The following is an 18,186-nucleotide window of genomic DNA, read 5'->3' on the forward strand; positions in this document are numbered from 1 at the left end:
GTTCGCCGGGGCGGGCCTTCGTCGTGCGCGCTCCCCGCGCGGCAGCGGCCCCGGCCGGTTCAGAACGCCGTGCCGCCGAGGAACGCCCACCAGATCAGCAGCATCGTCGCGAGGAAGCCGCAGAGGTAGTTCAGCAGGAGGAAGCGGCGCCAGCCGCGGTTCGTCGTTCCCGACTCCGCATCCGAGACCGAGCGGAACGGCCACACCGCACCGAGATAGGGCAGTGCGAGCAGCGCGCCCAGCGGACCCGGCCAGACCGTGAAGAGCATGAGCGCACCCGCGAGGGTCCACATCGACAGGGCGAAGCGCACGGTGCGTCGCGCGCCCAGCACCGTGGCGATCGAGGAGATCCCCGCCTCCCGATCCGGCACGACGTCCTGCACCGCGCCGAACGCATGGCTCGCGACGCCCCAGGCGAAGAACGCGAGCAGCAGCATCGTGAGCGGGAGGCTCGGCTCCGCGCCGGCGAGGACGAGCCCGTAGACCGCCGGCGAGACGAAGTGCACGCTCGAGGTGACGGAGTCGAGGAACGGGATCTCCTTGAACCGCAGCCCCGGTGCGGAGTAGGCGACCACGGCGAACAGGCTGATCGCGAGCACGATCCAGGACAGCGGGTTCCCCTGCACGACGAGCGCGGCGACGAACGGCACCGGCAGCAGCACGGACCAGGCCAGCACCGCACGATGGCGGGCGGGGGAGAGCACCGCGCCCTCGGCGCCGCCCTTGCGCGGGTTCGCGAGGTCGGAGGCGTAGTCGAAGACGTCGTTGATGCCGTACATCGTGAGGTTGTACGGCACGAGGAAGAACAGCGTCCCGATCACGAACGCCGCGTCGACGCGTCCAGTGGTGAGCAGGTACGCGGCGGCGAAGCCGAAGGCGGTGTTGATCCAGCTCAGCGGGCGCGAGGTCAGCAGCAGGTCGCGGGTCAGGGAGGGGGCGACGGCGGAGCTCATCGGCGCGCCTCCTCGGAGGATCCCGTCCCGTCGCCGTGCAGGGCATCCGGAGCCGGCCGCGGCGCCCGGCGGCCGAGACTCCACAGCGCCGTGCCGAGCAGCGCGGCCGCGAGCGGATAGGCGAGGTCCTCGATCGGGGCGAGACCGATCCGGATCCCGCTGATCCGGTCCGGGTCATAGGTGAACAGGCCCGCCGCGATCATCAGGGAGTCGAAGACGACCGTGAGCGCGACGAGCAGGACGATCGTGGCGAGGAGGGCCGGACCGTGCCCGGGCGGCCTGCGTCGCCAGGCGAGCGCCTGCACGAGCACGCAGGGCACCAGGAAGACCGCGTCGACGATCAGGTAGGCGGCCTTCATGCGCGACGCTCCCTGCGGCTCTCCAGGATCCGCCGCGAGCCCGCGTAGACCACCATCGTCAGCTGCACGAGGAAGAGGAGGAACACGGGCTCCTCGATCGGCAGGTGCGGGGCGAGCAGGATCCCGGTCGAGATCGGATTGCCCTCCCGCGAGAAGATCCCGGTCGCGATGCCCACGACGTCCCAGAGCAGCAGGAACGCCGTCCCCGTCAGGAGGACGGTCCACGCACGACGCGGCGCCGCCCAGAGGAACAGCCGCCAGCGCGCGTCCACGAGCCCCACGCAGAGGATCGAGACGAGCAGCAGGCCGAGGTACAGGAGGCTCATCGCACCGCCTCCGGCACGGGCAGCGGCCCGGTCGTGCGATCGCCGCGGAACGCCTTGAGCACGAGCTCGGCGCTGATCAGGCACATCGGAAGGCCGATCCCGGGAAGCGTCGTCGCCCCCGCGTAGAAGAGCCCGCGCGTGGTCCGGGACCGGGTGCGACCGCGCAGGAACGCGCTCTGCCGCAGGGTGTGCGCCGGGCCCAGCGCCGAGCCGCGCCAGGAGTGCAGGTCGCGGGCGAAGTCCGCGGGCCCGATGGTGCGCCGCACGACGATCCGCTCGGCGAGGTCGGGGGCGCCCGCGTGCGCCGCGAGCGCGGCGATCGCGCGGTCGGCGACGCGCTCGACCGCGGACGCCCCGCCGCCGTCGACGCCCCCGGAGCCGATCGCGGGGTCGGCCGGCACGGGCACGAGCAGGAACAGGTTCTCGTGACCCTCCGGCGCGACGGAGTCGTCGGTCCGGCTGGGGGCGCAGGCGTAGAAGGACGCGGGATCCGGCACCCGGGGCGCATCGCCGAAGATCGCGTCGAAGTTCGCATCCCAGTCCTCCGTGAAGACGAGGTTGTGATGGACGAGCCCGGGGAGCCGGCCCCGGACGCCGAGCATCGCGAGCACGGCGCCCGTGCCGGGGTTGGCGCGCCGCCAGTGCCGGGGCGAGCGCTCGCGCGCCGCACCCGGCAGGAGGGCGGTGTCGCTGTGGTGCATGTCGACCGTGCTCACGACGCGGTCGAACCTCTCCTCGCGCACGAGCCCCTCGCGGGCGACGACGACTCCGCGGACCGCGCCGCCGTCGACGAGGATCCGGTGCACCCGTGCACCCGTGTGCAGACGCGCCCCCGCCTCCCGGGCGAGGCGGGCGAACGCCTCGATCACGGTGGTGAACCCGCCGCGCGGGTAGAGCACGCCCTCGGCGAGGTCGAAGGAGCTCATCAGATGGAACAGCGCGGGCGCGATGTCGGGCGAGCCGCCGAGGAAGACGGCGGGGTACTGCAGGATCTGCCGCAGCCGGCGGTCCGAGAACGACGCCTCGACCATGCTCCGCAGCGAGGTGCCGAGCAGCGTCGCGAGACGGGGCAGCTCGCGGAGCTCGCCGCCGGGCAGGAACGCCTTCGGATGCGAGAAGTCGGTGTAGAGGAAGCGGTGGTTCGCGATCCGCGCCGTGCGGGCGGCCGAGTCGAGGTGGCGCGCGAGGGCCGCGCCGGCCCCGGGCTCGACGGACTCGAACAGCGCGAGCGAGCGCTCGCGGTCCGAGTGCACGTCCAGCGGGGCCGCCCCGTCGGCGAAGAGGCGGTAGGCGGGATCCAGGCGGACGAGGTCGAGCTCCGCCGCGGCGGTCGTGCCGAGCAGCCGGAAGCAGTGCTCGAAGACCTCCGGCATGAGGTACCAGGACGGCCCGGTGTCGAAGCGGAAGCCGTCGCGCTCCCAGCTGCCGGCGCGCCCGCCGAGCTGTGCGGCCTGCTCGAAGAGGGTGACCTCGTGCCCGTCGGCGGCGAGCAGGGCCGCCGAGGCGAGCCCCGAGATGCCGCCGCCGAGCACGGCGACCCGGCTCACCGGTCGCTCCGCCGTGCCGTGCCGCTGCCGACCAGCGCGGCGCGCGCGAGCAACGCGGCCTTGCGCGCCGCCGGAACGCGTACTCGCCGTTCGACGAGCACGCGGGCCGGGGTGCGCCGTAGACGCGCGGACAGCTCGGAGTAGAGCAGGTGCGCGGCGGCGACCGCGCGGCGCGAGGATGACGGCAGCTCGCCGATCACGGCGCCCGCGATCGCGAGCTCCGCATCGATCCCGTCCAGGATCCGATCGCGCTGGGCATCGGTGAACGAGTGCGGATCGACCCCGGGCAGGTAGCGGCGGCCGAGCCCGTCGGCGTCCTCGCCGAGGTCGCGGAGGAAGTTCACCCGCTGGAACGCCGAGCCCAGCGCGATCGCGCCGCGATCCCAGCGGGCGTTCCGCACCGGATCCGGAGCGAGCCCGCGCCGGAACGAGGCGAGGCACATGAGCCCGACGACCTCGGCCGAGCCGTGCACGTACTCGTCGAGCTCGCGCTCCTCGGTGAAGACGAGCGGGCTGAGATCGCGGCGCATCGATGCGAAGAACGGGCGGGTGAGGTCGTCGCCGATCCCCGTCGCCCGCGCGGTCGTGACGAACGCGTGCACGACGAGATTGGCGCTGTACCCCGAGCGGAGCGCGGCCTCCACCTCGCGCTCGAGGCCGTCGAGCACCTCCCGGCACTCCGGCGAGGACAGCCCGGCGTCCGCCGCGCACCCGTCGACGATCTCGTCGGCCACGCGCACGAGGGCGTAGATCGCGGCGAGGTCGGCGCGCACGGCGCGCGAGCAGAGCCGGCTCGCGAGACGGAACGAGGTCGAGTAGCTGTCCAGGACCTGGGCGGATCCGCGGGCCGCGGCGCGATCGTAGAGGGCGAGACCCGCGACGGCCGTCATCGGGTGCGCTCCGTCGCGCGGGCGATGACGCTCTCGAGCTCGGCGATCAGCGGGGCGGGGAGCGCGGAGAACAGGAGGGCGGCACGTGCCTCGGCGACCAGACCGGAGATCGCGGCCTCGGTGCGGGCCAGGCCGCCCGACTCCACGATCGCGGTCCGGAGCACGGCGGCGCCGCGCTCGTCGAGGCCGGGATCGCCGAACAGCGCGGACGCCTCCCGCCAGGACGCATGGCTGCGGGAGTGCGCGACGAGCAGCGTGACCTTGCCCTCGCGGAGGTCGGAGAGCACGGACTTGCCGGTGCGCTCGGGATCGCCGAAGACGCCGAGCACGTCGTCCCTCGCCTGGAAGGCGATGCCGATCGTCGTCCCGATGAAGCCCAGCGTGTCGATCGCGGCGGGGTCCGCCCCGCCGAGCAGGGCGCCCATCCGGAGCGGGGCGCTGAACGAGTAGCGGGCGGTCTTGTGCTCCATGGTGCGCAGGACCGCCTCCTCGTCGGCATCGCCGCGGAGTCCGAGGACGACGTCGGCGTGCTCGCCGACGGCCGCGGCCTCGATCGCGTCGCCCAGGACGGCGAGGAGCGCCCTGCGATGCGCGGTGGGGGCGTCGAGCTCGGCGATGAGGCGATGCGCGGCGGAGAGAAGGAGGTCGCCCGCGAGGATCGCGCAGCTGTCGCCGTAGCGGAGCGCGCCGGCCTCGTCGGCACCCGCCGCCTGCGCGGCGTCTCTCCGGCGGGCGATCAGGTTGGGCTCGCCCCGCCGCAGGACGTCGCGGTCGATCACGTCGTCGTGGAGGAGGAAGGCGAGATGGAGCAGCTCGAGCGCGGCGGCGGCGTGGACGGCGCTCTCCGCGGGCTCGCCGGCAAACGCTCCCTGCGCCGCGAGCAGGAGGCGGGGGCGCAGGAGCTTGCCGCCCGCCGCGCCCTGGCGGGCCTCCTCCCAGACCGCGTCGAAGCCGGCGAGGTCGCCGAGCCGACCTCCCGCGTCCTGGAAGACCCGGTCGATCACGGTCTCGACCTCCGCGAGCAGGTCCTCCGCGACGGCTCTGCCCGTCATGAGGCGAGCTCCTCGAGCCCGCGCCCGCCCAGGAAGGGCAGCAGCTGCGCCTGGAGCACGAGCCAGGGGCTGAACGCCCAGGGGGTGCGGCGCACCGACTCGGCGAGATCGTCCGGATCCACCCAGCGGTGCTCGACGACCTCGTCCGGGTGAGGGCGCGGGGTGTCCGAGGTGACCGCCAGGTACACCGGGCAGATCTCGTTCTCCACGATGCCTGTGGCGTCGGTGGCGCGGTAGCGGAAGAACGGCAGCACCGGGTCGACGGAGTCGAGGGCGATCCCGAGCTCATGCTCGGCCCGGCGGCGCACCGCCGCCACCAGCCCCTCGCCGGGAGCGGGGTGGCCGCAGAACGAGTTCGTCCAGACGCCCGGCCAGGCGGCCTTCGTGAGCGCACGGCGGGTGACGAGCAGCCGGCCGCGAGGGTCGAAGACATGGCAGGAGAACGCGAGGTGCAGGCGCGTGTCGGCGCCGTGCACCGTGCTCTTCGGGGCGGTGCCTATCTGCGCTCCCTCGGCGTTGAGGAGTACGACCATCTCGACGTCGGGGGTCATCGGGGCTCCTTTTGCTAACCGAGAAATTTACTAACCTGGTTAGGAATAGACTCTATGGCATAGAGTCCTCCCGTGGAAGTCCCCGAGTCCCAGCGCCGCATCGACCTCGCCATGGTCGATCCGCGACTCATCGATCCCCGCCGGGAGCTCGTGCACCGCGCCCATCTCTCCGATGGCGAGGTCGACGAGATCGTCGACCTGATGTCGGCGCTGCGCGCCTGGCACCGTGCCGCCGCACGGATGAGCGAGGCCTCACGGCGCTACATGAAGCTGAACGAGAACGACATGCGCGCGCTGCGCCTCCTCATCGCTTCGGAGAACGCGGGTGAACTCGTGACCGCCAGGGCCGTCGCCGACCACCTCGGCATCAGCAGCGCGGCGACGACGAAGATGCTCGATCGCCTCGAGCACGGAGGTCATGTGGAGCGCCGGCCTCATCCGGGTGACCGGCGTGCGATCGTGCTCACGGTCACGCCCGAGACGCGCCTCGCGGCGCGCGAGAGCGTGGGTCGCCTGCATGCGCGGCGTTTCGACGTCGCCGCCCGGCTGTCCTCGGAGGAGCGCGGCGTCGTCACGCGGTTCCTGCGCGAGCTCGCCACCACCGAGGAGAACGGCGGCACCGGGCGGGAGGGGGGCGCGGACGCCCTGGGCGGGACGGGCTCCGAGAACGGCTGACCGAGGGAGTCGCGCCGCTCAGCCGAAGAAGACCGGGAGCACGAGCGCGACGCCCATCACCACGAGCAGCACCGCGATGCCCGTGTCCAGGATCCGCCAGGCGCGCGGGGTGCGCAGCCAGCGTCCAAGGTGGCGCGCACCGTAGCCGAGCGCGAAGAACCACGTGACGCTGGCGAGGATCGCGCCGGCCGCGAACAGCCACCGGCCGTCGCCGTGCGTGGCGGCGATGCCGCCGATGAGCAGGACCGTGTCGAGGTAGACGTTCGGGTTGAGCCAGGTGAAGGCCAGCGTGGCCAGGATCACCGGCGCGAGCGGTGCGGTGCGGGTGAGGGTCGCCGTGCCCCGGCCGCCGGCCGCATCGGTCGCGGGTTCCGCGCCATCGGCGATGAGGGCCTCGCCCCCCGAGGCCCACGCACGCCGCGCGGCGAGGATCCCGTACACGATGAGCGAGATCGCGCCCGCCCACCGGGCCACGACGATCAGCCACGGCAGCGTCTTGACGAGGTAGCCGAGCCCCGCGGTTCCGGCCAGCACGAGTGCGGCGTCCGAGGCCGCGCAGATCAGCACCACGGGCAGCAGGTGCTCGCGGCGCAGTCCCTGGCGCAGCACGTAGACGTTCTGGGCGCCGACGGCGACGATGAGCGAGAACATGAGGCCGAGGCCGGAGAGCAGGGTGAGCACGGAATGACGATACGGGCCGCGGAACTTCAGCACCAGCGAACATTCCTTAAGCCAGATTAGGATCTCTGATGTGCAGGTGGATCCGGAGGCGGCGCGCACCGTGGCCGCCGTGCTCGACGAGGGCAGCTTCGAGGGCGCGGCGCGGAGGCTGCTCGTGACGCCGTCCGCCGTGAGCCAGCGCGTCAAGACGCTCGAGCAGCAGCTCGGCCGGATCCTGCTCGTACGCAGCAAGCCCGCGCGCGCGACCGAGGCGGGGGAGGCGGTGGCGCGGTTCGGACGCCAGGTCGCGCTCCTCGAGCGGGATGCGATCACGGGATCCGGGCTCGCCGGCGAGGCGGAAGGCGCCAGGGTGCGCATCCCCCTCGCCGTCAACGCCGACTCGATGGCGACGTGGTTCCTCGCGCCGCTCGCGCGGCTGTCCGCCCGCCATGACGTGGAGTTCGACCTGCATCGCGACGACCAGAACTTCACGGCCCGGCTGCTCGAGTCCGGCGCGGTGATGGCCGCGGTGACCAGCGAGTCTGAGCCGGTCGGCGGCTGCCGGGTGGAGGCCCTCGGCGCCCTGCGCTACGTGGCCGCGGCATCGCCGGGGTTCGCCCGCCGGTGGTTCGCCGACGGGGTGACCGCCGCCGCGCTCGCCCGGGCGCCCTTCGTCGACTTCGACCGCCGCGACGTGCTGCAGCAGGACTGGCTGCGCGAGCGCGGGGTGGATCCCTGGCCCGTGCCGCGCCACCACGTGCCGGCGTCGGCGGACTTCTCGGTCGCCGTCGAGCTCGGACTGGGCTGGGCGCTGCTGCCCGTGCCGCACGCCGAGGCGGGCCTCGCCGATGGGCGCCTGGTACGGCTCGACGACGGCGAGCTCGCGTCGCCGCTGTACTGGCAGCAGTGGAACCTGCGCTCCGAGCTGCTGGATGCGATCGCGGCGGAGATCCGCGCCGAGGCCGGTCACGTGCTGCGCTGAGGGCGAGGGCACCGCGGCCCGCGGACGCTGGCGCGGCGTCGGCGGCGCGCCCTAGGGTCGACTCATGGCATCCGAGCGCATCACGCTGACCATCCCCGGGCCCGAGGGCGAGCGGTCGCTGGATCTGTCCAGCCCCAACCGCGCGGTCTGGCCGGACGCCGACGGCGGCCCCATCACCAAGGCCGAGCTCGCCGAGTACGTGCAGACGGTCGCGACGCCGTTCCTCGCCTCGACCGGCGACCGGCCCGTCTCGCTCGAGCGGTATCGCGACGGCATCTCCGGGGAGAGCTTCTTCTCGAAGAACCCGCCCAAGGGCACGCCCGACTTCGTGCAGAGCGTGATGTGCACCTACAACTCCGGCCGCAAGCATCCGCAGATCGTGCTCACCGAGGCGGCGGCCATCGTCTGGGCCGTGCAGATGAACACCGTCGTGTTCCACCCCTGGGCCTCGCTCGCATCGGACACGGACAACCCGGTGGAGCTGCGCATCGACCTCGACCCGCAGCCGGGAACAGGCTTCGCCGAGGCCATCCCTGCCGCGCACGAGCTGCGGTCCGTGCTGCGCGAAGCAGGGCTCGAGGCCTTCATCAAGACCAGCGGCAACCGCGGGCTGCACGTGTTCTGCCCGATCGTGCCGGAGTGGGAGTTCCTGACCGTGCGGCACGCCGTGATCGCGGCGGGGCGCGAGCTGGAGAGGCGGATGCCCGACCGCGTCACCACGGCGTGGTGGAAGGAGGAGCGCGGGGAGCGCATCTTCGTCGACTTCAACCAGGCCAACCGCGACCGCACCATGGCCGGCGCCTACAGCCCGCGCGCACTGGCCGGCGCCACGGTGTCGACCCCGATCGAGTGGGACGAGCTCGACGGGGTGGATCCGACCCGGTTCACCGTGCGCACGGTCCCGCAGCGCCTCGCCGACGTCGGCGACCCGTGGGCGCGCATGCAGGACGCCCCGGGCCGCATCGACACGCTCCTGGCCTGGTGGGAGCGCGACGTGGAGAACGGGCTCGGCGAGATGCCGTTCCCGCCGGAGTTCCCCAAGATGCCCGGAGAGCCCCCTCGTGTGCAGCCCTCGAAGAAGGTCGCCGCGCACTGGGACGAGAACGGCGAGCGCGTCGAGGAGTGACCCCCGGCCTCAGTCGATGACGTCGCCGAGGTCGTAGCCGGCGACGGTCTCGAGCTGCTCGTAGGTGCAGGAGCGGGGCTCGCGGTCGTCGCGCCAGCGCTCGAACTGCACGGTGTGGCGGAACCGCCAGCCCTCGAGCTGGTCGTAGCGCACCTCGAGCACCCGCTCGGGACGCAGCCGCACGAACGAGGTGTCCTTGCTGCCGCTGAACCGGGAGCGCTCGCCGTCGCCGGTCAGGGCTGCGCCGGACTCGTCGCGCTCCACGAGGGGCGCGAGGTCGTCGACCAGCTGCTGCCGCATCGCGTCGCTCCAGGCCGCGACGCCGCCGACCTGGCGCAGCACCCCGTCGTCCCCGTAGAGGCCGACGAGGAGGGATCCGACACCGGATCCGCTCTTGTGGATCCGGTAGCCGAGGGCGACCACGTCGGCGGTGCGGGCGTGCTTGATCTTGAACAGGGTGCGCTTGTTGGGCGCATAGGGCTGATCGAGGGGCTTCGCGACGACGCCGTCGAGGCCGGCGCCCTCGAACTCGGCGAGCCAGCGCCGTGCCGTGTCCGGGTCGGCCGTGGTGCGGGTGAGGTGCAGCGGATGCGGGACGTCGGCGAGCAGCCTCTCCAGGCGTGCGCGTCGCTCGCCGAAGGGGAGCGACTGCAGATCCTCGTCGCCCGCGGCGAGGAGGTCGAACGCGATGAACATCGCCGGAGTCTCCGCCGAGAGCTTCTGCACCCGGGACGCGGCGGGGTGGATCCGCTGGCTCAAGGCCTCCCAGTCCAGGCGCTGGGAACCGGTCGGTCCGGATGCGACGACGATCTCGCCGTCGAGCAGGCACGGCCCGGGCAGCAGGCGCGGGATCGCCTCGACGAGCTCGGGGAAGTAGCGCGTCAGCGGCTTCGCGCCCCGTGAGCCGATCTCGACCGACTCGCCGTCCCACGAGATCAGTCCGCGGAACCCGTCCCACTTGGGCTCGTACAGCAGGCCGCCCGGGAACTTCGCCGGTTCGGGCACGGAAGCGGCGGCCTTCGCGAGCATCGGTGAGGGGATCTCGTAGCGCATGGATCCCATCCTGCCGCCCGACAGGCTTCAATCGCCATGGTTCGGACCCGCCGGCGCGGATCCGAACAGGTCTCCGAGGCCGACGCGCTCGCCCGCATCCGCCAGCGCCGTGCGCGCCGCGTGCCAGCCGGCCTGGAAGTTCACCCCGGGGCCGGGCGGGGTCGCCGCGGAGGCGAGATAGACCCCGGGCATCGGCGTGCGCCAGGGGGCGGGCGAGAGCACGGGGCGCACCACGGCCTGGCGAATCGTGAAGGAGCCGCCGAAGATGTCGCCCCCGATCTCCGCGGGATTGAGGTGCACGCGCTCCCGCGCGGGCACCGCGTGGCTCGCCAGGATGCGGTTGCGGAACCCGGGCGCGAAGCGCTCGATCTGCCGCACGACGAGCTCGGTCGGATCCGCGTCCGAGTTCGCCGGCACGTGGATGTACGCCCACAGCGTCTGCTTCCCCGCCGGGGCGCGGGAGTCGTCGAGCACGGAGGGCTGCGCGACCAGCACGTAGGGCCGTTCGGAGACGCGCCCCTGGGCGACGGCGTTCTCGCTCGCCCACACCTCCTCGCGGGTGCCGCCCACGTGCACGGTCGGGGCGAGGGCGACCTCCCGGTTCGTCCACGGCACCGGCCCGTCCAGGGCGAAGTCGACCTTGGCGGCGGCGGGGCCGTAGCGGTAGGCCCGGATCGCCGAGGCGTACCGGGCCGGCACGTCGCGCAGCGTGAGCGCGAGCCGCGGTGTGGTGTTGAGGAGCAGCAGATCGCCGCGGTGCGGATCCCCCCAGTCCAGCGCCGAGAGGTCGGCCACGGGGGCGTCCGTGCGGATCGCGCCGCCGTGGGCGCGCAGGTCGTCGGCCAGCGCGTCGGCGATCCGCTGCGCGCCGCCGCGCGGATACGCCCAGCCGCCCGCATGCGCCTGGGCCATGAGCAGGAGCCCGGCCGCGGCCCCGCTGAGCGCGGGCAGCGCCGTGTTCGCGTGCGCGACGACGCCGGCGACCAGCCCGGCCGCCTCGGCGGTGCGGAAGGTGCTCCGGGCCATCATCGATCCCTGTTCCAGCACCCGCAGCCCGTACCGCACCGCCGTGACCGGATCCCGGGGGATCCGCAGCAGCGACCCCCCGGTCACGTCGAGCAGGCCCTCGATGTGCGTGCTCAGGGGACGCAGCAGTGCGCGCCAGGCCCGGGCGTCCGGCCCGAGCGCGTCGGCGGTGCGCTCGAGGTCGTGCCAGGCGATGCCGGCCCTTCCGTCGTCGAGGGGATGCGCATATGCCGCTTCGGGAATGATCCACTCGACGCGGTCCCGGCCGAAGGCCCGCAGGAACGGCGAGGAGTAGGCCGCGGGGTGCACCGCCGAGCAGACGTCGTGCACGAACCCGGGGAGGGTCGACGCCGCGCTGCGCACGCCGCCGCCGATCGTCGGGGCCGCCTCGAGGACCTCGACGGCATAGCCGGCGCGGGCGAGGGAGACGGCGGCGGCGAGCCCGTTCGGTCCGCTGCCGATGACGGTGGCGCGGGGCATGCCGCCAGTCTGGCACGGAGTCGGAGTCGGAGTCGCGCGCCCGCGTGCGGAGCGCGGACGTGCAGGTCGCGTGCAGCAGGACGTGGGATCCTGGAGGGGATGAACGAAGTCCAGGGCCCGACCCCCACCGGCACCTCCCGTCCCTACAAGTCCCTCGCCGAGGCGCTGCGCGGTCAGCGCATCGATCCGGTGAACCACGACTTCATCCGCGCGATCGTCGAGGCGGTGGGCATCAGCACCTTCATCGACCGCGGTCGCTACATCGAGGCGATCCGGCGCGGCGAGGGGGCGGCGCTGCACATCGGGCGCACCTACACGAACGGCTTCGGCGAGGACGAGCAGGTCGTCGTCGCCGGACGCGTGCTGCCGCTCGCGCCCAGCGAGGGGCGGGCGCCGTACTTCTACGTCACGCATCCGAGCGAGCTGCAGGGCGCGCCCGCGGGCGTCGCCCGTCCGTCGCGCGCCGCAGGCACCCGCGCCCCGGGCACCCGCGCCGCGGCGAAGCCCAAGCCGGAGCCGCGCGCCCCGAAGGCGACCCCGCTCGCGGAGCGCGACTACGGCATCTGCGACGTGTGCTTCATGGTGAAGACGCCGTCCGGCGGCTGCGGCTGCGACTGAGTCCCATGCCGTTCTGCAGGGACCCCGCGCCGTTGTGCAGGGAGGCCCGGTCGTTGTGCAGGGAGCCCCGGCTGTTGCGCAGGGCGGCCGCGCCGTTCTGCAGGAGCCCCGGCGCGCATGCCCCGGTAGCCGCCCGTGGAATGGCCGGAATACCGGATCCCGCCCTGCACAACGGCCCCGGGTCCCTGCAGAACGCCACCGGGTCCCTGCACAACGGCCCCGGGTCCCTGCACAATGGCCCCGGGGCCCTGCGCAACGTCGGCGGACCCTGCACAACCTCCGCGGACCGCGCGGAGCGGGCGGATGCGCGCCCGACGCCCGTCAGGCGAACGCGCTCATCCCGGTGATGTTGCGGCCGATGAGCAGCGCCTGCACGCTCTCGGTGCCCTCGTAGGTGTGGATCGCCTCGATGTCGGCCATGTGCTGCATCACGCCGTTCTCGAGCAGGATGCCGTTGCCGCCGAGCAGGTCGCGCGCGGTCTGCGCGATGCGCCGCGCGGCGCGGGTGTTGTGGAACTTCGCCAGCGACGCCTGCGTGGGCCGGAGCGTCCCTGCCCCGTCCATGTCGGCCATGCGACGGCAGTACAGCTGCATCGCCGTGAGCTCCTCCAGCATGTGCGTGAGGCGCTCCTGCACCATCTGGAACCTCGCCAGCGGCTTGCCGAACTGGATCCGGGTCTTCGCATAGGCGAGCGCCGCCTCGTAGCAGGCGGTCGCGTGCCCGAGGGCCGACCAGGCCACGCCGGAGCGCGTCGCGTACAGCACGGTGGACGCGTCCTTGAAGCTGTGCGTGCCGGGCAGCACCGCGTCCAGCGGCACGCGCACGTCGTCGAGGCGGATGTGCGCCTGGTGGATCCCGCGCAGTGACACCTTGCCGGTGATCACCGTGCCCTGGTAGCCCGGGCGCTCCTGCTCGACGAGGAAGCAGCGCACGGCCCCGTGGTCCTCGGCCCCCTCGTCGTCGACGCGTGCCCACACGAACGTGATGCCGCCGGAGGCGCCGTTGCCGATCCACTTCTTCGCCCCGCGCAGCACCCAGTCGTCGCCGTCGCGACGGGCGACCGTCTCGAGCGAGACGGAATCGGATCCGTGATCGGGCTCGGTGAGGGCGAAGGATCCGAGCACGGAGCCGTCGGCGAGGGGGACGAGCCAGCGCTCCTGCTGCTCGGGGCTGCCGAACAGCGCGAGGGTGCGCAGCGCGAGTCCGCCCTGCACGGCGAGCACGGTGCCGAGGGAGCCGTCGCCGCGTGAGATCTCCATGTTGACCAGGCCCGCTGCGAGCGGGCTCATCCGGGTGAGGGCAGGGTGGTCGATGCCGTCCACGACGAGGTCCATCTCGCCCATGCGGCGGGCGACGTCGAGCGGGTACTCCGCGCGGTCCCAGGCGGCCTGCATGCGCGGGCCGACCTCGTCGACGTAGGCCTGGGCGCGCTCCCAGTGCGCGCGATCGGCGGCCGGGATGTCGGAGAAGACCTCGTAGTAGTCGGTGCCGCCGCGACCGGTCAGGTCGTAGGAGGTGACGGCTTCACCGGGGAAGCGGGCGTCGTTGCTCATGGGGTCTCCGTCCGAGGAGTGAGACTGAGTCTCAGGTTTCATGAGACAGCGTACCGCCATTCGCGAGGCGCGACGAGCATCGGATCCACCGGGGATCCGTCGTGCCGCGCCGAGCTCAGTCCAGTTCGTCGCGCAGGCGGCGGGTGATCTCCGCCATCGGCATGGAACGCGGGAACACGGCCACCACGACCGCGTCCTCGCCGGGCTCCTTCATGCCGTCCGGGTGCACGCCGTACCGGCGCAGCACGTCGTCGAGCGCGCGACGCAGGGCGGCCGCCGAGGTGCGCGATCCGCGGAGCAGCCGGCGCAGCACATGGTTGTGCACGGCGGTGACGAGGGCGGCGAAGCCGACCGCGTCGAGCGGATCCAGATCCGGGAGCGAGCGGCGCAGGTACTCGTCGAACAGGCGCTCGTAGCGGAACACCGCGACGATCTCACGATCGCGCAGGGTGGGCACCTCGCGCACCACCTGATAGCGCAGGCGCGCCAGGTCGGGGTCGGCGGCGAACGCGCGGAACACCATCATCGACGCGTCGCACACCGCGCTCCAGGGATTGGGATGCGCGCGGTCCAGATAGCGGCGCAGCCCCTCCAGGAGCTCCTCGTGGTCGGCGAAAACGACGTCGTCCTTACCGCCGAACTGGCGGAAGAAGGTGGAACGGGAGATGCCCGCGGCCCGCGCGATCTGCTCGACGGAGGTCGAATCGAAGCCCTGGGCGGAGAACAGCTCGAGCGCCGCACGCACCACGGCGGTGCGGGCGGGCGACACGTCGGCGTGCTCGGTCATAGAAGGAGAGCCTAGTTGTCCGGATCCTGCGCCGGGACTGCCGAGTCACCCGAGGTCTCGGGGGCCGGACAGGTGGCCGGGTCCGCGGTCAGGAAGCGCGATTCCGCGGTAGTAGGCTGGTTGATCGGGTCGAATCACATCGACACCCGACAGAATTCCTGTCGCGTCCCATTCGTCGCAACCAGCGAAGGACTGCACGTGGACCTCTACGAGTACCAGGCACGAGACCTTTTCGAGAAGTACGGAGTGCCGGTCCTCGCCGGCATCGTCGCCGACACCCCCGAGGAGGTGAAGGCAGCGGCGGAGAAGCTCGGCGGAGTGGTCGTCGTCAAGGCGCAGGTCAAGACCGGCGGCCGCGGCAAGGCCGGCGGCGTGAAGGTCGCGAAGAACCCCGATGAGGCGTACGAGGCCGCGAAGGCGATCCTGGGCCTGGACATCAAGGGCCACGTCGTCAAGCGCGTCATGGTCGCCGCCGGCGCCCGCATCGCCCGCGAGTTCTACTTCTCCGTGCTGCTGGACCGCTCCAACCGCTCCTACCTGAGCCTCGCCTCGGTCGAGGGCGGCATGGAGATCGAGCAGCTCGCCGTGGAGAAGCCCGAGGCGCTCGCCCGCGTCGAGGTCAACCCGCTCGAGGGCATCACCCCGGAGAAGGCGCTCGAGATCGCGAAGGCCGGCAACTTCGAGCCGGGCCTCGCCGAGAAGGTCGCCGACGTCTTCGTCAAGCTCTACGAGGTCTACAAGGGCGAGGACGCGACCCTGGTCGAGGTCAACCCGCTCGTGCAGACCGAGGACGGGGACATCATCGCCCTGGACGGCAAGGTCACGCTCGACGACAACGCCTCCGAGGTGCGCCACCCCGAGCACGAGGAGCTCGCCGACAAGGCGACCGAGAACCCGCTCGAGGCCAAGGCCAAGGAGTCGGGCCTGAACTACGTCAAGCTCGACGGCCAGGTCGGCATCATCGGCAACGGCGCGGGCCTGGTCATGTCGACCCTCGACGTCGTCGCCTACGCGGGCGAGAACCACGGCGGCGTGAAGCCGGCGAACTTCCTCGACATCGGCGGCGGCGCGAACGCGCAGGTCATGGCCTCCGGCCTCGACGTGATCCTCGGCGACGAGCAGGTCAAGAGCGTCTTCGTCAACGTCTTCGGCGGCATCACCAGCTGCGTGGCCGTGGCGGAGGGCATCGTCAAGGCGCTCGAGATCCTCGGCGACGCGGCCACCAAGCCGCTTGTCGTGCGCCTCGACGGCAACCAGGTCGAGGAGGGGCGCGCGATCCTCACGGCCGCGAACCACCCGCTCGTCACGCTCGCCGCCACCATGGACGAGGGCGCCGACAAGGCCGCCGAGCTGGCGAACGCCTGACCTTCCGACGAGACAAGGACTAGGAACATGTCTATCTACCTCAACAAGGACTCCAAGGTCATCGTCCAGGGCATCACGGGCGGCGAGGGCACCAAGCACACCGCGCTCATGCTGAAGGCCGGCACCAACGTCGTCGGCGGCGTCAACGCGCGCAAGGCCGGCACCACCGTCTCGCACACCGACAAGGACGGCAACGCCGTCGAGCTGCCGGTGTTCGCCTCGGTCGCCGAGGCCATCGAGAAGACCGGCGCCAACGTGTCCGTCGCCTTCGTGCCGCCGGCGTTCACGAAGGACGCGATGATCGAGGCCATCGACGCCGAGATCCCGCTGCTCGTCGTCATCACCGAGGGCGTGCCCGTCGGCGACTCCGCCGAGGCGTGGGCGTACGCGACCGAGAAGGGCAACAAGACCCGCATCATCGGCCCGAACTGCCCCGGCATCATCACCCCGGGCGAGGCGCTCGCGGGCATCACGCCGGCGAACATCACGGGCAAGGGCCCGATCGGCCTCGTCTCGAAGTCGGGCACCCTGACCTACCAGATGATGTTCGAGCTGCGCGACCTGGGCTTCTCCACCGCCATCGGCATCGGCGGCGACCCGATCATCGGGACCACGCACATCGACGCGCTCGCCGCGTTCGAGGCCGACCCCGAGACCAAGGCGATCGTGATGATCGGCGAGATCGGCGGCGACGCCGAGGAGCGCGCGGCCGAGTTCATCAAGGCCAACGTCACCAAGCCCGTCGTCGGCTACGTCGCGGGCTTCACCGCCCCCGAGGGCAAGACCATGGGCCACGCCGGCGCCATCGTCTCCGGCTCCGCGGGCACCGCCCAGGCGAAGAAGGAGGCCCTCGAGGCCGCCGGGGTCAAGGTCGGCAAGACGCCGTCCGAGACCGCCGCCCTGCTGCGCGAGGTGTTCGCCGCGCTGTAAGCAGCCGCCGATCGAAGGGCCCCGGGCGGATCTGCCCGGGGCCCTTCATTGTGCCGTCCGGTGAGGCCCGGAGAGCGCTCCGGCCCTGCCGGGAAGAGGTGAATCGACCGAGATCGGGCGGATCTGGCGGGATCCGCCTGATCTCGGTCGATGGTCCTGATCTGGGGGCAGGAGGCGGGCCAGGAGGCGGGCAGGAGGCGGGGCAGGACGGGCTGGAGGCGGGCCGGGAGGCGGGGCAGGAGGCAGGCCGGGACGGGCGGGACTCTGCCGGAAGCCCACGGCGCGACGGTCAGGCGGGGCCGGCGAACGCCCGGCGGTGCGCGCCCGGGGTGGTGCCGAAGCGCGCGCGGAAGTGGTGGCGCAGGGTCACGGCGCTGCCGAAGCCGGTGCGGTGCGCGACGGCCTCGACGGGCAGATCCGAGGTCTCCAGCAGCCGTCGCGCCTCGTCCAGGCGGCGCTGCAGCAGCCAGTCGCCGGGGCTGCTGCCGGTGCGGTCGCGGAAGCGCCGGGTGAACGTGCGGCGGGAGAGGTGCACGGCGCCCGCCCAGGCGTCGAGGGGCGCCGGGGTGTCGAGCCGCTCGAGCGCCCAGGCGATGGCACGGTCGATCTCGTCCCCGTCCCGGTCGGCGGCGAGCGGGCGGGAGAGGAACTGCGCCTGGGATCCCTCGCGGTGCGGCGCCATCACGAGCGAGCGGGCCAGGTCGGCGGCGACGGCGCTGCCCTGCTCCGTGCGGACGACGTGCAGGCAGCAGTCCAGGGCGGCTGCCACGCCGGCGGAGGTCACGACGTCGCCGAGGTCGGTCCACAGCGCCTCGCACCGCACCGTGAGCTCGGGGTGGCGCGCGGCGAGCTGCGGGCCCGCGGACCAGTGCGTGGAGACCTCCCTGCCCTGCGCGATGCCGCTCGCGGCCACCACGAAGGCGCCGAGGCACAGGCCGAGCACCTTCGCCCCGTGCGCGTGCGCCGTGCGGACCGCGTCCAGGAGCTCGGCGCTCGGCACCAGATCCGGATCCCAGCTCGGCAGCACGACGAGATCCGCGGTCGCGAGGAGGTCCAGCCCGTCGGTCACCAGGAGGTCGAGCCCGGCGGCGGTGCGGACGGCTCCGGGGCGCTCCGCGACGGTGACGACGCGGTAGGCGGCCTCGACCGAGCGGACGCCGACCCCGCCGAAGACCATCAGCGGGACGGAGAGGTGGAAGGGGCTGATCCCGGGGAACGCGAGGACGGCGGCGGTGCGCATGGCCCGATCTTA

General features: G+C 72.7%; 19 protein-coding genes. 6 read left to right on the plus strand and 13 right to left on the minus strand.

The genetic code is table 11. The features are described 5' to 3' along the window. Nucleotides 1-59: 59 nt before the first annotated feature. The 7 genes from WFJ17_RS11640 to idi are packed head-to-tail and all read right to left on the minus strand — an operon-like array spanning nt 60 to nt 5,678. Complete coding sequence (locus WFJ17_RS11640) at nt 60-953, minus strand: prenyltransferase (RefSeq protein WP_251438695.1); 894 nt, start codon at nt 951-953, stop codon at nt 60-62. Then, a complete protein-coding gene (locus WFJ17_RS11645; protein ID WP_336648493.1) occupies nt 950-1,312 on the minus strand; it encodes a lycopene cyclase domain-containing protein in 363 nt (120 codons plus the stop codon). The genes WFJ17_RS11640 and WFJ17_RS11645 overlap by 4 nt, the downstream gene beginning before the upstream one ends. Then, nucleotides 1,309-1,638: a lycopene cyclase domain-containing protein gene (locus tag WFJ17_RS11650; RefSeq protein ID WP_251438693.1), complete on the minus strand. Its 330-nt coding sequence runs from the start codon at nt 1,636-1,638 to the stop codon at nt 1,309-1,311. The genes WFJ17_RS11645 and WFJ17_RS11650 overlap by 4 nt, the downstream gene beginning before the upstream one ends. Next, a complete protein-coding gene (gene crtI / locus WFJ17_RS11655; RefSeq protein ID WP_336648494.1) occupies nt 1,635-3,185 on the minus strand; it encodes a phytoene desaturase family protein in 1,551 nt (516 codons plus the stop codon). The genes WFJ17_RS11650 and crtI overlap by 4 nt, the downstream gene beginning before the upstream one ends. Then, entirely contained in the window at nt 3,182-4,075 is an 894-nt protein-coding gene (locus tag WFJ17_RS11660) for a phytoene/squalene synthase family protein (protein ID WP_336648495.1), read from the minus strand. Before WFJ17_RS11660 ends, crtI begins: the two co-directional genes overlap by 4 nt. Further along, nucleotides 4,072-5,127, minus strand: a complete 1,056-nt coding sequence (locus WFJ17_RS11665; protein WP_251438690.1) for a polyprenyl synthetase family protein — start codon at nt 5,125-5,127, stop codon at nt 4,072-4,074. Before WFJ17_RS11665 ends, WFJ17_RS11660 begins: the two co-directional genes overlap by 4 nt. After that, nucleotides 5,124-5,678, minus strand: coding sequence for an isopentenyl-diphosphate Delta-isomerase (gene idi / locus WFJ17_RS11670; protein WP_295032845.1), 555 nt, complete (start codon nt 5,676-5,678; stop codon nt 5,124-5,126). The genes WFJ17_RS11665 and idi overlap by 4 nt, the downstream gene beginning before the upstream one ends. A gap of 72 nt (nt 5,679-5,750) precedes the next feature. On the opposite strand from idi, the gene WFJ17_RS11675 reads away from it, so the two are divergent. Then, entirely contained in the window at nt 5,751-6,353 is a 603-nt protein-coding gene (locus tag WFJ17_RS11675) for a MarR family winged helix-turn-helix transcriptional regulator (protein WP_336648496.1), read from the plus strand. Between the two features lie 18 nt (nt 6,354-6,371). Here the strand turns inward: WFJ17_RS11675 and WFJ17_RS11680 are convergent, their stop codons facing one another. Beyond that, nucleotides 6,372-7,004 (minus strand): LysE/ArgO family amino acid transporter, encoded by a 633-nt coding sequence (locus tag WFJ17_RS11680; protein ID WP_442927984.1) that lies wholly within the window; start codon nt 7,002-7,004, stop codon nt 6,372-6,374. A 100-nt stretch (nt 7,005-7,104) separates the two neighbouring features. On the opposite strand from WFJ17_RS11680, the gene WFJ17_RS11685 reads away from it, so the two are divergent. After that, complete coding sequence (locus tag WFJ17_RS11685; protein ID WP_336648497.1) at nt 7,105-7,995, plus strand: LysR family transcriptional regulator ArgP; 891 nt, start codon at nt 7,105-7,107, stop codon at nt 7,993-7,995. Nucleotides 7,996-8,059: 64 nt separating this feature from the next. Continuing rightward, on the plus strand, nt 8,060-9,121 hold the full coding sequence (gene ligD, locus WFJ17_RS11690) for a non-homologous end-joining DNA ligase (protein WP_336648498.1): 1,062 nt from the start codon (nt 8,060-8,062) through the stop codon (nt 9,119-9,121). Between the two features lie 9 nt (nt 9,122-9,130). On the opposite strand, the gene WFJ17_RS11695 is transcribed toward ligD, so the two are convergent. Next, nucleotides 9,131-10,174: an ATP-dependent DNA ligase gene (locus tag WFJ17_RS11695; RefSeq protein ID WP_336648499.1), complete on the minus strand. Its 1,044-nt coding sequence runs from the start codon at nt 10,172-10,174 to the stop codon at nt 9,131-9,133. A 27-nt stretch (nt 10,175-10,201) separates the two neighbouring features. After that, nucleotides 10,202-11,680 (minus strand): phytoene desaturase family protein, encoded by a 1,479-nt coding sequence (locus WFJ17_RS11700; RefSeq protein WP_336648500.1) that lies wholly within the window; start codon nt 11,678-11,680, stop codon nt 10,202-10,204. Nucleotides 11,681-11,779: 99 nt separating this feature from the next. Between WFJ17_RS11700 and WFJ17_RS11705 the strand changes: the two genes are divergently transcribed. After that, complete coding sequence (locus WFJ17_RS11705) at nt 11,780-12,298, plus strand: hypothetical protein (RefSeq protein WP_251438682.1); 519 nt, start codon at nt 11,780-11,782, stop codon at nt 12,296-12,298. Nucleotides 12,299-12,619: 321 nt separating this feature from the next. On the opposite strand, the gene WFJ17_RS11710 is transcribed toward WFJ17_RS11705, so the two are convergent. Both WFJ17_RS11710 and WFJ17_RS11715 read right to left on the minus strand, forming a co-directional pair. After that, on the minus strand, nt 12,620-13,852 hold the full coding sequence (locus tag WFJ17_RS11710) for an acyl-CoA dehydrogenase family protein (protein ID WP_336648501.1): 1,233 nt from the start codon (nt 13,850-13,852) through the stop codon (nt 12,620-12,622). 115 nt (nt 13,853-13,967) lie between these two features. After that, nucleotides 13,968-14,639, minus strand: a complete 672-nt coding sequence (locus WFJ17_RS11715; protein WP_251438680.1) for a TetR family transcriptional regulator — start codon at nt 14,637-14,639, stop codon at nt 13,968-13,970. Nucleotides 14,640-14,837: 198 nt separating this feature from the next. On the opposite strand from WFJ17_RS11715, the gene sucC reads away from it, so the two are divergent. Next, nucleotides 14,838-16,004 carry an ADP-forming succinate--CoA ligase subunit beta gene (gene sucC / locus WFJ17_RS11720; RefSeq protein WP_251438679.1) on the plus strand — a complete coding sequence of 389 codons (1,167 nt, stop codon included), beginning with the start codon at nt 14,838-14,840 and terminating at the stop codon, nt 16,002-16,004. A gap of 27 nt (nt 16,005-16,031) precedes the next feature. Then, nucleotides 16,032-16,934 carry a succinate--CoA ligase subunit alpha gene (gene sucD, locus WFJ17_RS11725; RefSeq protein ID WP_251438678.1) on the plus strand — a complete coding sequence of 301 codons (903 nt, stop codon included), beginning with the start codon at nt 16,032-16,034 and terminating at the stop codon, nt 16,932-16,934. Nucleotides 16,935-17,223: 289 nt separating this feature from the next. Here the strand turns inward: sucD and WFJ17_RS11730 are convergent, their stop codons facing one another. Beyond that, nucleotides 17,224-18,174 (minus strand): GlxA family transcriptional regulator, encoded by a 951-nt coding sequence (locus WFJ17_RS11730; RefSeq protein WP_336648502.1) that lies wholly within the window; start codon nt 18,172-18,174, stop codon nt 17,224-17,226. Between the last annotated feature and the right edge of the window lie 12 nt (nt 18,175-18,186).

Source organism: Microbacterium sp. MMO-10 (assembly GCF_037148715.1).
Classification (GTDB): Bacteria; Actinomycetota; Actinomycetes; order Actinomycetales; family Microbacteriaceae; genus Microbacterium.